The organism is Tractidigestivibacter sp. (genome assembly GCF_057241865.1).
The window spans coordinates 1-12,657 of the sequence record NZ_DBHHPX010000055.1 but is presented as its reverse complement, the minus strand read 5'-3'; the positions used below and the strand labels follow the sequence as shown (position 1 = coordinate 12,657).

The window sequence follows — 12,657 nt, the reverse complement described above, 5'->3', positions numbered from 1 at the left end:
TCCCCTGACCTCGAGAATTGCCGACTCAACCCCGGGCGTTCGGCTAAGTTTGAAATCAACCGATTCAAGCACGCTAGGTGCTAATGATACACCGCCACCCCGACCCCCTATGTCATAAGGTCGTATGAAAAGTTCCACGGAACCAAAAAGAAGCATCCAAGCCACTGACAACTTTCTTTCTGATGCTATGATTTTCTAGTCGTCATTTCATGCTGAGACCTAGTTATTAACCGAGTTTCATCCTTTGTTGAAAACTTTCGTTCGCATAGAAATTCAAGTGAAAGTTTTCAACAAAGGATGAAACTCGGTTGAAGAGTCAGAGCTGGTGGAGGATTCGAGAGGTAGTCTGGGATGGACCACGCGTTCTATCCATTCGTCGACAACACACCCGAGGATACGGGTGAGCAGGGTGAGAGCATCTCACAAAACCCGCAGGCAGGGACATCCAGGATGCCAGGGGATCTAGATTCAGTGCACTATCCCGCACGCGTGGCCATCTACGATGATGCCGCAGCGGCACCGCGTGTGGTGATCATCGAGCCTACAGACGTTCGAAGCTACCTCGAGGAGATTACCGCAACGGTCAATCGTCTTGCCCATGAGCAGGGAGGTCAGATTCCCTTCACGGTTATTCGAGAAATTGTCGAGAACTTCATCCATGCCTATTTCATAGCACCAACCATCACGATTCTGGATGGAGGCAACACGCTGCGCTTCTCCGACCAGGGGCCGGGGATTCGGGAGAAGGACCTGGCCATGGAGTATGGCACGACCTCAGCTACAGAGGAGATGAAGCGATACATCCGCGGAGTGGGCTCTGGGCTGCCCTACGTGCAGCAATATATGAGTGACAAAGGCGGGAGCCTCACCATAGAGGACAACATATCTGGAGGGACGATCGTCACGATCTCGACCAGGCCCAGGGAGGATGCCGAGAGGTGCGCCGCCCCTGGGAAGCCGGCGGCGCGGGCACCACAGACGTACGGTCAGGTACCTCACACAGCGTCACAGCCGCAGGTCATCTACCAGCATCCGTACGCACAGGGCTATCAACCGTACTACCAACCGGTGCAGGCCCAGCAGACAGTCTATCCACAGACAACCTTCCAACCCCAGGCCGCTCCTCCACCAACGCCGGCTATGTCCCCTGCACCCACCACTCCTGTGACCGCTGCGCAGCCTCACGCGTGGACGTCTGAGCTCGGCTGCATCAACCTCTCCGGCCGCTCGCAGATCATTCTCGAGTATCTCTCGGCACACGAGATGGTCGGCCCCACAGAACTCGTACGAGCCTACGGCAAGTCGGCACCCACGTGGTCCCGCGAGCTAGCGAGCCTGGTCCAGATGGGAATTCTCAAGAAAATCGGCCAGAAGTACTACCTCACGCAGCTAGGGCAGAACTTCGTGTGATGCAGCCGCAATCGACATCTATCGGTATAGAGGCAAAGTTTTCAACATTTCTCGAAGTTCTCGATGCCTACGGGGTTTGAGGACCTGAGTTTTCAACATTGCCCCTATAATGGTCTCTCGCACTTTAAGGTGGGCACAGGGTGCCTACAAACGCCGAGAGGAACGCGGACATGGGACCAGAGATCGACGCAGATACTGAGGCGCTGTGGCAGGACATGTTCGACCTGGTGAGCAAGAGACACCTGCCGGGCTCGGTCATGGCCATGCTCAGGAGCTGCACGCCCACCTCACTCGACGCGGGCACTCTCCACGTCGAGACCCACAGCCGCACGGTCAAGAACCGCCTCTCAAAGAACCTCGACGTTATCAACGAATGTCTGACCGAGGCGGCCTTCGAGGACGCTTCGCTCGACATCTCCTTCGTGCAGGACCCGGACGCTGCCCCTCTCGCCCCAAGCTCTGCAGTGACCCCCGAGGAGGCCCGCCGCTGGATGTCCCCCACGCCCCAAGAGGCGGCACCGCGCAAGGCCGACGCCATGTCGGCACAAGGGCATACCCCCGAAGACGCCTGGCTCGACGAGAACGCTGCCAGGGAGGCGGCGGGCCATGAACGCCGAGCAGCAAACCCACTGGTAGATGACATCTCGGAGATGGACTCCAAGCTCACCTTCGACCGCTTTGTCGTAGGCGACGAAAACACCTTTGCCTACCAGGCGGCACTCCAGGTGGCCAACGGCGAGAACCGCACGTACAACCCGCTCTTCATCTACGGCAAGAGTGGCCTGGGCAAGACGCACCTCCTGCGCGCGATACAGAACTACATCTCGGCAAACGACCCTACCCGCATTTGTGTGTACAAGGACGGATCGGCCTTCATCACCGACTACACGACAGCCATGTCACACCGTGAGAGGTCGGCACCCGATATCCTGCGCGATCACTACTATGACATCGATGTGCTCATCATCGACGACATCCAGAAGCTCGCCGGCAAGGCAGGCACCATCGATTTCTTCTTCGATGCCTTCAACCACCTCACCAGCGCGGGCAAGCAGATCGTGCTTGCCGCCGACCGTTCCCCCTCGCAGCTGGGCGCTGAAGCCGCCTTCGACGAGCGCGTCACGAGCCGGCTTGACTCGGGCTTCTCGACATCAATCCAAGTCCCCAACTACGAGCTCAAGCTGCGTCTCATCACCACCTTCTGCGGACGCATGCACGAGGACGCAACCGATGGCCATGTTGGTCTCAGCATTACGGGAACCATCTCAGAGGGAAACATTCGCTACATGGCCGAGCGGGCAGGCACGAACATCCGTGTGATTGAGGGCTTCTGCCAACGTTGTCTCATTGCCGAGACGCACCGCGAGCAGCGCGGGGAGGAACTCGCGCGCGAGGACATCAACCGACTTGCCAGGGAGTCGTGGCCCAACGGCGAGAAGCAATACAAGATCGAGGAGATTCAGCGCGCTGTCGAGCAGTACTTTGACATCTCGCACACAGACCTCGTGGGCGAGAAGCGCAACAAGGACATCATGGCCGCGCGCCACATTGCCGTATGGCTCTCGAAGGAGCTCTGTGATGCCACGTACGCCGAGATAGGGGAGCACTTTGGCGGCAGGAGTCACGCCACGATGCTCAACAGCATCAGAGTGGTGGACAAGAGGCGCAAGGAGGACAAGATCTACCACGACCGTCTGGTGCAGATCCGTGACAACATCGCCGAGAACACGTGAGTCTAGAAGATGGGAGAAAGGCGTAAGAAAACCCTCGAAAAGTGGCCGTACGCTGTTGAGAGAGTTCTCGACACATCTTCGACCGTCGAGAAGCACGTGTTCCAAGAAGATGTAGCAAAAGAATTGTTATGGCATCTACCAGTGAGTTTGCAAGTTCTCGACTTTTAGACAGGCCTTATTACTACTATTGCTTTTATATATAGAGAAAGAACCAATAGATAAGAGAGGACAGCCATGAGGTTCACCGTAAGCCAGTCTTCACTTCTCAAGGCACTGTCAGTTGTGGCCAAGGGTATGGGGACAAACTCAACCCTTCCCATGCTCTCAGGCATCTACATCAAAGCCGAGGAGGGCACCCTCGAGTTCCAAACCAACAACCTCGTCATCATGATTCGCCATCGCATTCCCGCAAACGTCGAGGAGGCCGGCGAGACGGTGGTCTCGGGCAAGATGCTTACGAGCATCGTGAAGACCCTTGAAGACGCTGCGGTGACCTTCGACGGTGGAGAGCGCAGCATTTCCATCTCATGCGAGAAGTCGTCCTTCCGCCTGAACACGTTGAACCCCGCAGATTGGCCCGGCTTCCCCGAGTACTCGCTCGAGGATGCTACCGAGCTCCCAAGCGAACTGCTCGCCGACATGGTCGATAAGGTCTACAAGGTCACCTCCAAGGAGACCACGCGTCCCATCCTACAGGGCATTCTACTCACCGCGGTAGACAACACCATTCGCCTCGTTGCCACGGACTCTTACCGCCTGGCTGTCTGCGACGCATCTGCCGAGACGGGAGAAGGGGAGTTTCGCACTATCGTCCCTGGCGCGGTCTTCCATGACGTTCTCTCGATGCCCAACCTCGAGGAGCGCATCTCCATTGGTACGGCTGACAACCAGATCGTCTTTACCTTTGGCAACACGACCTTCATCTCGAACAAGATCGAGGGGAACTTCCCCGACTATCGTCAGCTTCTGCCTTCGAGCTGCAACACCTCGGTGCACATAGACGCCGAGGCCTTCTCTGCCGCGCTCAAGCGTGTCTCGGTGGTGGCCGTCTCGAATGCCTCCGTTCGCTTTGACATCGATGCGGACGGCAAGGTCATGCACCTCTCAGCCTCCTCTCCCGACCAGGGAGAGTCGACCGAGCTGCTCCCTGTCGAGGTCGAGGGACAGAGCCTCTCCATCGCACTCAACTATCACTACGTCTTTGACTGCGTGAACGCCATCTCGAACAAGAAGGAACTGGTGCTTGAGCTGCAGAGCAACATGCAGCCTGGTATCTTCAAGACAAATGGCAAGGTCAACTACCTCTACATGCTGATGCCTGTCCGGATGTAGCGTGGGACTTCTCGTAGAGAGCCTTGGGCTCGAGCAGTTCAGGAACTTCCGCGAGCGCGAGGTGTCCTTCTCGCCCGCCACGACGGTGCTTGTGGGGAGAAACGCCGTGGGCAAGACCAACACTGTCGAGGCATTGCAGATGCTCACAACAGGGGCGTCCTTCAGGCACCCCACGCCGTTGCAGCTCATCCTTGCTGGGTGTTCCCGCGCACGCATCCATGCCCGCCTTACCGGCGATGGGCGTGTGGTGGATGTTGCCTGCGACATCACGCCGCAGAGGCGGCAGTTCTCCCGCAACGGCAAGCACTGCCAGGCGGCTGACATGCCGTTATCTCTCATGAGCGTGCTCTTCTGCCCGGATGACCTCTCGCTCGTGAAGCGTGGGGCGTCCTTCAGGCGAGACGAGCTCGATGGGTTTGGCTGTCAGGCGGCGGCGGGATATTCCAAGCTTCTGACTGCCTATACTCGCGCGGTCGAGCAGAGGAACCGCCTGCTCAAGGACGAGCAACCGGACCCGTCCCTTCTGTGCGCGTGGGACTCGTCAGTTGCCGTTGGTGGCGCGACCCTCCTTCAAGCCCGCATGCGCCTCTTTGACCGCTTGCGTGAGAAGATCCTTGGTATCTATGGGGACATTGCGGGCGGCGAGGAGTTTGCTTGCAGCTACCAGAGCACCGTCTGTGACGATCCACTCTCGCTCTCACGAGACGCCCTGGCCGAACGCTTCCTTGCCCGACTGGAGGAAGCACGCCCCGACGACCTTCGCCGCCAGCAGACCACGGTGGGTCCGCACCGCGACGACGTTGCCTTTTCCATCGATGGTCGTGACGCCCGCAGCTTTGGCTCCCAGGGTCAGCAGCGCTCAATCGCTCTCTCCCTCAAGATGGCTGAGGTTCTCGTCTCGGAGGATGTCACCGGCGCCCGTCCGCTCCTGCTTCTGGATGATGTGATGTCCGAGTTAGACGAACGGCGTCGGCGGTCCGTAATCGAGTTTGCGCAGAGTGGGATCCAGACGGTGGTCACGACTACCAACCTTGGATATTTCTCCGACGAGCTTCTGGGGCGCTCGAAGGTGGTGGAGTTTGGTGAGTGAGGACTACGAGAGCATATCGTCATTGCTCAAGGGCATGTTCTCGAGCGCCTCGGCACGTCGCTCCATGAGCGACAACCAGCGTGCGGCCTACGTGTGGCACAACGTGAACGGAGACGCCGAGCGCGACCACACCACAGGGGTCTTCCTGAAGGAGCCTCACGTCAAGGGTGCCGCACCTATCCTAGGCGTCTATGTGGACTCGCGTATGCGCGCGGTGGACTTTCGGGCAAACCGCGAGGTCTACCGTGCTCGTCTCTCCATGGGAGGCCTTGAGGTCTCGGAGATCGAATTCATCGTGTCCCAATACGGCCACGGGCCTGTGTCTCGCAAGGGACGAGAAGGTGCTGCCTCTGGCGAGATGTCCAAGGCACCCTTGCCGGAACTTTCCGAAAGCGAGCGGGATACTGTCAGAAGACTTGCAGATTCCGCACCGGAGTCTCTCAGGGGGAGCGTCTACAAGGCCATGAGCCTGTCATTTAGACGTGAAAAGAGCATAGACACGAATGACGGCATTTCTCGGCCTTAATGCGCCTCTCCGCGCCGCTGATGCGCAAGGATTCTGTTTTTAGACTCCCTTTTCTCACGTGCCAGGAAGAAAAGTATCCTTGGAGTAGAATCGACTCTGTATTTTGCTCAGCTCTGAGGGGAGTCACGTGGCAAACAAGAACGCCAGTTCGTACGACGCAAGCGAGATCAAGGTCCTCGAGGGTCTTGAAGCCGTGCGCAAGCGGCCCGGCATGTACATTGGTACCACTTCGTCCGCTGGTCTGCACCATCTCGTATGGGAGATTGTCGACAACTCCGTTGACGAGGCCATGGCAGGCTTTTGCACCAAGATCAAGGTGACGGTCCATCCAGACAATTCCGTGACCGTTGAGGACAACGGCCGTGGTATCCCCGTGGCCAAGCACCCTCAGAAGAGGATTTCTACGCTCGAGGTTGTCCTCACCATCCTCCATGCCGGCGGCAAGTTCGACAACCAGGCCTACAAGGTGTCTGGCGGCCTGCACGGCGTGGGCGTCTCGGTAGTCAACGCGCTCTCCAAGAAGATGGTCGTACAGGTCAAGCGCGACGGCAGCATCTACGAGATGCAGTTTGCCCGCGGCAAGACCACCGAGAGGCTCAAGGAGCTTGGCAAGACAAAGACCACGGGCACCACAATCACCTTCTGGCCCGATGACACCGTCTTCGAGACGACGGTCTACGACTATGACACCCTGCACGACCGCCTGCAGGAGACGGCGTTCCTCAATAAGAACCTCAAGATCATCCTCACCGATGGGCGCGAACTCACGCCGCGCGTGGATGAGTTCTGCTACTCAGGCGGTATCGTCGACTTCGTGAAGTACCTCAACGGCTGGAACGGCCAGAAGTACGAGAAGGAAGTCCTCCCCGGCCTCTCGAGGCCCATCTACATCGAGGGCAAGTCTGATCCCGATGCTCCATCCTCGCAGATGGGCGAGGTTGAGGTGGCCATGCAGTGGAACACCACATACTCCGAGCATACCCTCTCCTTTGCGAATGACATCTATACGGAGGAGGGCGGCATGCACCTCGAGGGCTTCAGGACTGCCCTCACCAAGGCCGTGAACGACTACGGTCACCGCCAGAACATCATCAAGGAGAAGGATCCCAACCTCACGGGCGACGACATCCGCGAGGGCCTTACGGCAGTGATCTCGGTCAAGCTCCCCGACCCGCAGTTCGAGGGCCAGACCAAGGCCAAGCTTGGCAGCTCCTATATGCGCACGCTCACCAACCGCATCGTGAGCCAGGGTATGGCCGATTACCTCGAGGAGCACCCCAACCAGGCAAAGGAGATCCTCAAGAAGGCCTCTCAGGCAGCCAAGGGACGCCTTGCCGCGCAGAAGGCGCGCCAGGCAACAAGGCGCAAGGGCCTCCTCGAGAGCGCAAGTCTCCCTGGCAAGCTTGCCGACTGCTCCGTGCGCGATCCCGAGATGACCGAGCTTTTCATCGTCGAGGGCGATTCCGCAGGAGGATCGGCCAAGATGGCGCGTGACCGCTCCATCCAAGCAGTGCTTCCCCTGCGCGGCAAGATCCTCAACGTGGAGCGCGTGCAGGAGCATCGCGCCCTCTCAAGTGACACCATCACCTCGCTCATCACGGCCATTGGTACGGGCGTGGACCAGGAGTTTGACATCAACAAGGCGCGCTACCACAAGATTGTCATCATGACCGATGCCGATGTTGATGGTGCCCACATCCGCATCCTGCTCCTCACGTTCTTCTATCGCTACATGAAACCCATGGTTGAGGCAGGCTACGTCTTTGTTGCGCAGCCGCCCCTCTACCAGCTCAAGCCCAAGGGCAAGAAGCACGGCAAGTACATCTACACCGATGAGGAGCTGGGCGTCGAGGCCAAGAAGTTCGAGGATTCCACTAAGTACACCGTCCAGCGCTATAAGGGCCTGGGCGAGATGGACCCCGAGCAACTCTGGTCGACCACCATGGAGCCCAAGAACCGCATCCTTTTGCAGGTGACCATCGATGATGCCATGGCGGCCGAGCGGGCCGTCTCTGACCTCATGGGAACTCAGGTCGAGAAGCGCAAGGACTTCATCCAGACGCACGCCAAGGACGTGCGCTTCCTCGATATCTAGGCATTTGACCTGGCACTATTAGCAAGAGATGAGAAAGGCAACTCGTGGCAGACGATAACAGCAAGAACCACAGCCCCGTCGATGACGAGGACGATCTCGAACCGGAGCTTGGACCCGACAAGGACGACGATCTCGACGAGGAAGAGGACGAGAGTTACGACGACGATGCGGACTCCGAGGACGTAGGGCACCTCGCCGGTGCGGCCTTGGACCATACGATTTCGGACGAGGCAGGTACGCGTCTCGACCTTACCGACATTCACGGCGGCACGCTCAAGCCCACTGACATGGCCACCGAGATGAAGCAGTCCTTCCTCGAGTACTCCATGTCAGTCATCGTTGCGCGTGCCCTGCCCGATGTGCGCGACGGTCTGAAGCCCGTGCACAGGCGCATCCTCTACGCCATGAACGAAGCAGGCATTACGCCCAACAAGCCCCACAAGAAGTCGGCCTGGACGGTCGGCGAGGTCATGGGTAAGTACCACCCCCACGGCGACGCGGCCATCTACGACTCGATGGTCCGTATGGCGCAGGACTTCTCCATGCGCCTGCCCCTGATTGACGGCCACGGCAACTTTGGCTCTATCGATGGCGACCCTCCGGCGGCCATGCGTTACACCGAGAGCCGCCTCACACGTTCGGCCATGGAGATGCTTGCCGACCTCAACAAGGAGACGGTCGATCTCCAACCCAACTACGACGAGTCGCTTACCGAGCCCGCCGTGCTTCCGTCGAGGTTTCCCAACCTCCTCGTGAACGGCTCCTCGGGCATTGCCGTAGGTATGGCAACCAACGTGCCTCCGCACAACCTTCGCGAGGTCGCGGCGGCTGTCAACATGTTCATCGATAACCCTGAGGCCACGACAGACGAGCTCATGACTGTGCTGCCTGGGCCAGACTTCCCCACAGGCGGTGTCATCATGGGCACCGAGGGCATCCGCGACACCTACGAAACTGGTCGTGGTTGCATTACCGTGCGCGCAAAGGTCCACGTCGAGCAGGTCAAGAATGGTCGCCAGCGCCTGGTGGTCACCGAGATCCCCTACGCCGTCAACAAGGGCCTTCTCCAAGAGAAGATCGCACAGGCGGTCAACGAGAAGAAGATCGAGGGCATTTCGGACATGCGCGACGAGTCCAACCGCAAGGGCATGCGCATTGTCATCGATCTCAAACAAGGTGCCGTCCCACAGGTGGTGCTCAACAACCTCTACAAGAAGACGGCGCTGCAGTCCAACTTCAACGCCATTGACATCGCCCTGGTAAACGGTGTGCCTCGCACGCTCACGCTCCGCGAGATGCTGCAGCACTACATCAACCACCAGATTGACGTGGTGACCAGGCGCACCCAGTTCGACCTCGACAAGGCGCTGAAGGATGTCCACATCAAGGAAGGCCTGCTCATCGCCGTCGACAACATCGACGAGATCGTGCACATCATTCGCTCCTCCGAAACCGAGGCCGAAGCAAAGCGCCGCATGAACGAGCGCTTCGGCCTGGATGACCCGCAGTGCGACGCCATTCTCGCCATGCGCCTGCGCAAGCTCACCGGCCTGGCCCGCGAGCAGCTTGCTGCCGAGATCGAGGAGCTCCACAAGCTCATCGCCTACTACCAGGACCTGCTTGCCCACCGCGAGAAGATCCTTGGCGTCATCAAGGACGAGCTTAGCCAGATAGTGGATCGCTTTGCCGACAAGCGCCGTACTGCCATCTCCTCTCAGGAGGCGCAGGACCTCGACGTCGAGGACCTTATCGCCGAAGAGGACATGGTGGTCACGGTCACCCATTCCGGCTACATCAAGCGCCTGCCTGTGGCCACCTACCGCTCGCAGCACCGCGGTGGCAAGGGCGTTCAGGGGCTCTCGCTCAAGGATAACGACTTTGTCGAGGATCTCTTTGTGGCGTCGACCCACGACTACGTGATGTTCTTCACGAACTTTGGTCGTGTCTATCGTCTGAAGGTCCACGAGCTGCCCATCGGCAGCCGCCAGGCGCGTGGCTCGGCGATCGTGAACGTGCTCTCGCTCGCCGAGGGAGAGCATCCCACGGCTGTGATCACCTGCCGAGACTTCCCTGCAGACGACTATCTGATGTTTGCCACCAAGAGCGGCATGGTGAAGAAGACGGCCATGTCCGAGTACGACCGCACCCGTCGCGACGGTCTCATCGCCATCAACCTCAAGTCCGGTGACGAGCTGGTCAACGTGAGGCGCGTGCGCGCCGGTGCCAAGGTCATCCTCGTGACCACCAATGGTAAGGCCATTCTCTTTGACGAGTCCGGCGTCCGTGCCATGGGCAGGGACACCTCGGGTGTGCGCGGCATCACCCTCAAGGGCGGCGCCACCATGCTTGGCATGGAGATCACCAACGGCAATGGCGACCTGTTCGTTATCACCGAGAACGGCTACGGCAAGCGTACGCCGGTGGCAGACTACCCCGAGCACAAGCGCGGCGGCCAGGGCGTCTTCACCATCGCTATGACGGCCAAGAAGGGTAGTCTCGTGGCCTGCCGTGTGGTTGGGCCGCAACACGAACTCATGATTGTTTCGAGCGATGGTGCGGTTATTCGTGTCAAGACCAGCGACATTCCCAAACTCGGCCGCTCGACGCAGGGCGTGAAGGTCATGAACCTCTCCCCGAGCGATCACGTGTCTGCCGTGGCGCGCATGGTTACCCACAAGAAGAAGGCACCTAAGCACGATGCTAACCAGGGTATGCTTGACCTCGCGTCAGCAGGTGCGAAGGATGCCGACGAGGAGGAGTCAGTCGACATCGGCGGCGATGAGGAGGTCTCCCCCGACCTTCTCGACGATGAGGAATGAGACAGGGGGCTGTCCCCTTGTCTCTGAGGACTAGATAACAGGAAGGGCCTGGCAGCCGATACGCTGGCTGCCAGGCCCTTTTCCATGAGACAAGAGGACTTCCCCCTGTCTCATTCCTCGGTGCGGGGAGTATCGGAGCCGCCATCGGTCACGTTGAAGTCGTCAGGTGAGAGGTCCTCCACGAACTTGTGGAAGTCCTGGATCTCCTGGTTGTGCTCCTGGTCTTCGATGGCGCTAAAGTCCGGCATGCCGGCCACGTCGAGAACGGCCTGCTCGGCAAAGAGCGGAGTTCCGCAGCGGACGGCCAGGGCAATAGCGTCCGAGGGACGGCAGTCGATGAGGACCTGACGTCCCTCCCTGTTCACAATATCGAGCTGTGCATAGAAGGTGGTCCCCGAAACGTCGTTGATGATGACGCTGCGCAGGTGCCCACCGAGGGACTCCATGACGGACTTGAGCAGGTCATGTGTCATAGGACGCGCGCTGTTCTCGGGATTGACACCCATGCTGATGGCCGTTGCCTCAACCGACCCAATGCGGATGGGAAGGCTGAGTGGCTCCTTCTCGTCTTGCTTTGCTGGTTTGAGGACGATGAGAGACGAGACCGGGCCCCCACCGATCACGACCGTCTTGATGTCCATTTCCGTAAGCATGTAGCCACCCCCTGTCGTGCTGTTGCCCGCCTATCCTACCCAAATGCTCTGGTTGCACAAGCGTGGTCACGAAAACTTCTGTTGAGAGAAACCGAACAGTACTCTGTCATGATCCTTCTCAATGAGGAGGATTCCCGACTTTCGGGCGGCCCAAGCGCACATGGGTGAGCTTATCCATCCTTCGAGGCGTTGTCAGGTTCTCCGGATGTGCGTGCGCACGACAGGGACTTCTCACCATATAGGCATGGATTTAGGGTTTCTCGGGCAGAAATCTCTTGTCCTGCGTACGCACAACTGTGATTTTTTTGGCAGTAATTCCGCGTTTGCCCAGTTGGATGGGAAGGATTTGGCAAATGTTAGGCATCGTGCGTACGCATGATGCCGTACGCCTACCATCTTGGCGAGAGCACCCTGGTACATTCTCAACGAGAGGGAATTCCGACTTCCAGGCAGCCCCTGCACGAGGTTCTCGGGTAATGCCACGTTGCAGTCGAGGACCGCCGTGACGAGTTCCTGCCAAGAATCTTTCAAATTTCTCGTTTGCACGTGTTGACCTAGGGTTGGGTGGAGTGTAGTATTCACTTCTGCGTTGGGCCTGTAGCTCAGTTGGTCAGAGCGTCCGGCTGATAACCGGGAGGTCACAAGTTCGAACCTTGTCAGGCCCACCACCTTCTTGACAATAGTCGCCCCAGCGTTAGCCGAGTCGCCGCTGGGGCGATTATTTACCAAGGGGACATAGCTCAGCTGGGAGAGCGCGGGCTTTGCAAGCCTGAGGTCGTGGGTTCGAACCCCATTGTCTCCACCACATGTTCGAGGACCCTGCGGTTGTTGCCGCGGGGTCCTTTTACAAGAGAAAAACCGTTTCGCCGAAAGTTTCCCATAACTTATCTTTTTGTTATTTATTAAGATAACATCATTTTCATGAAGCACCGCCATTGTATGAAGACGGAGACCAGCTATATGAAGTCAAGACCTAGAGACTGATTTGTTCGACCGACA

Annotated in this window: 8 protein-coding genes and 2 tRNA genes; 9 read left to right on the top strand and 1 reads right to left on the bottom strand. The window is 58.6% G+C overall.

The window, feature by feature from the left end; genetic code table 11:
• Nucleotides 1–351: 351 nt before the first annotated feature.
• From ACO59D_RS12145 to gyrA, 7 genes are all read left to right on the top strand, one after another.
• The gene (locus ACO59D_RS12145; protein WP_485127207.1) at nucleotides 352–1,410 is read left to right on the top strand and encodes an ATP-binding protein; all 1,059 of its coding nucleotides are present in this window, start codon (nucleotides 352–354) and stop codon (nucleotides 1,408–1,410) included.
• Between the two features lie 170 nt (nucleotides 1,411–1,580).
• Nucleotides 1,581–3,143 (top strand): DnaA ATPase domain-containing protein, encoded by a 1,563-nt coding sequence (locus tag ACO59D_RS12140; protein WP_485127206.1) that lies wholly within the window; start codon nucleotides 1,581–1,583, stop codon nucleotides 3,141–3,143.
• 234 nt (nucleotides 3,144–3,377) lie between these two features.
• Entirely contained in the window at nucleotides 3,378–4,475 is a 1,098-nt protein-coding gene (gene dnaN / locus ACO59D_RS12135; protein ID WP_485127205.1) for a DNA polymerase III subunit beta, read from the top strand.
• A gap of 1 nt (nucleotide 4,476) precedes the next feature.
• Nucleotides 4,477–5,565 (top strand): DNA replication/repair protein RecF, encoded by a 1,089-nt coding sequence (gene recF / locus ACO59D_RS12130; protein WP_485127204.1) that lies wholly within the window; start codon nucleotides 4,477–4,479, stop codon nucleotides 5,563–5,565.
• Nucleotides 5,558–6,091 (top strand): hypothetical protein, encoded by a 534-nt coding sequence (locus ACO59D_RS12125; RefSeq protein ID WP_485127203.1) that lies wholly within the window; start codon nucleotides 5,558–5,560, stop codon nucleotides 6,089–6,091. The genes recF and ACO59D_RS12125 overlap by 8 nt, the downstream gene beginning before the upstream one ends.
• Nucleotides 6,092–6,218: 127 nt before the next feature.
• A complete protein-coding gene (gyrB, locus tag ACO59D_RS12120; protein ID WP_485127202.1) occupies nucleotides 6,219–8,186 on the top strand; it encodes a DNA topoisomerase (ATP-hydrolyzing) subunit B in 1,968 nt (655 codons plus the stop codon).
• A gap of 44 nt (nucleotides 8,187–8,230) precedes the next feature.
• Entirely contained in the window at nucleotides 8,231–11,005 is a 2,775-nt protein-coding gene (gene gyrA / locus ACO59D_RS12115) for a DNA gyrase subunit A (RefSeq protein ID WP_485127201.1), read from the top strand.
• 110 nt (nucleotides 11,006–11,115) lie between these two features.
• On the opposite strand, the gene ACO59D_RS12110 is transcribed toward gyrA, so the two are convergent.
• Nucleotides 11,116–11,658 carry a bifunctional nuclease family protein gene (locus tag ACO59D_RS12110; RefSeq protein ID WP_130811508.1) on the bottom strand — a complete coding sequence of 181 codons (543 nt, stop codon included), beginning with the start codon at nucleotides 11,656–11,658 and terminating at the stop codon, nucleotides 11,116–11,118.
• 591 nt (nucleotides 11,659–12,249) lie between these two features.
• On the opposite strand from ACO59D_RS12110, the gene ACO59D_RS12105 reads away from it, so the two are divergent.
• Both ACO59D_RS12105 and ACO59D_RS12100 read left to right on the top strand, forming a co-directional pair.
• Nucleotides 12,250–12,326, top strand: a tRNA-Ile gene (locus ACO59D_RS12105).
• A gap of 61 nt (nucleotides 12,327–12,387) precedes the next feature.
• Nucleotides 12,388–12,463 (top strand) — tRNA-Ala (locus ACO59D_RS12100).
• The last annotated feature ends 194 nt before the right edge of the window (nucleotides 12,464–12,657 follow it).

Coding starts and splice junctions, on each gene's coding strand:
- dnaN (WP_485127205.1), top strand. CDS start 3,378: ATGAGGTTCACCGTAAGCCAGTCTTCACTTCTCAAGGCACTGTCAGTT.
- ACO59D_RS12140 (WP_485127206.1), top strand. CDS start 1,581: ATGGGACCAGAGATCGACGCAGATACTGAGGCGCTGTGGCAGGACATG.
- ACO59D_RS12145 (WP_485127207.1), top strand. CDS start 352: ATGGACCACGCGTTCTATCCATTCGTCGACAACACACCCGAGGATACG.
- ACO59D_RS12110 (WP_130811508.1), bottom strand. CDS start 11,658: ATGCTTACGGAAATGGACATCAAGACGGTCGTGATCGGTGGGGGCCCG.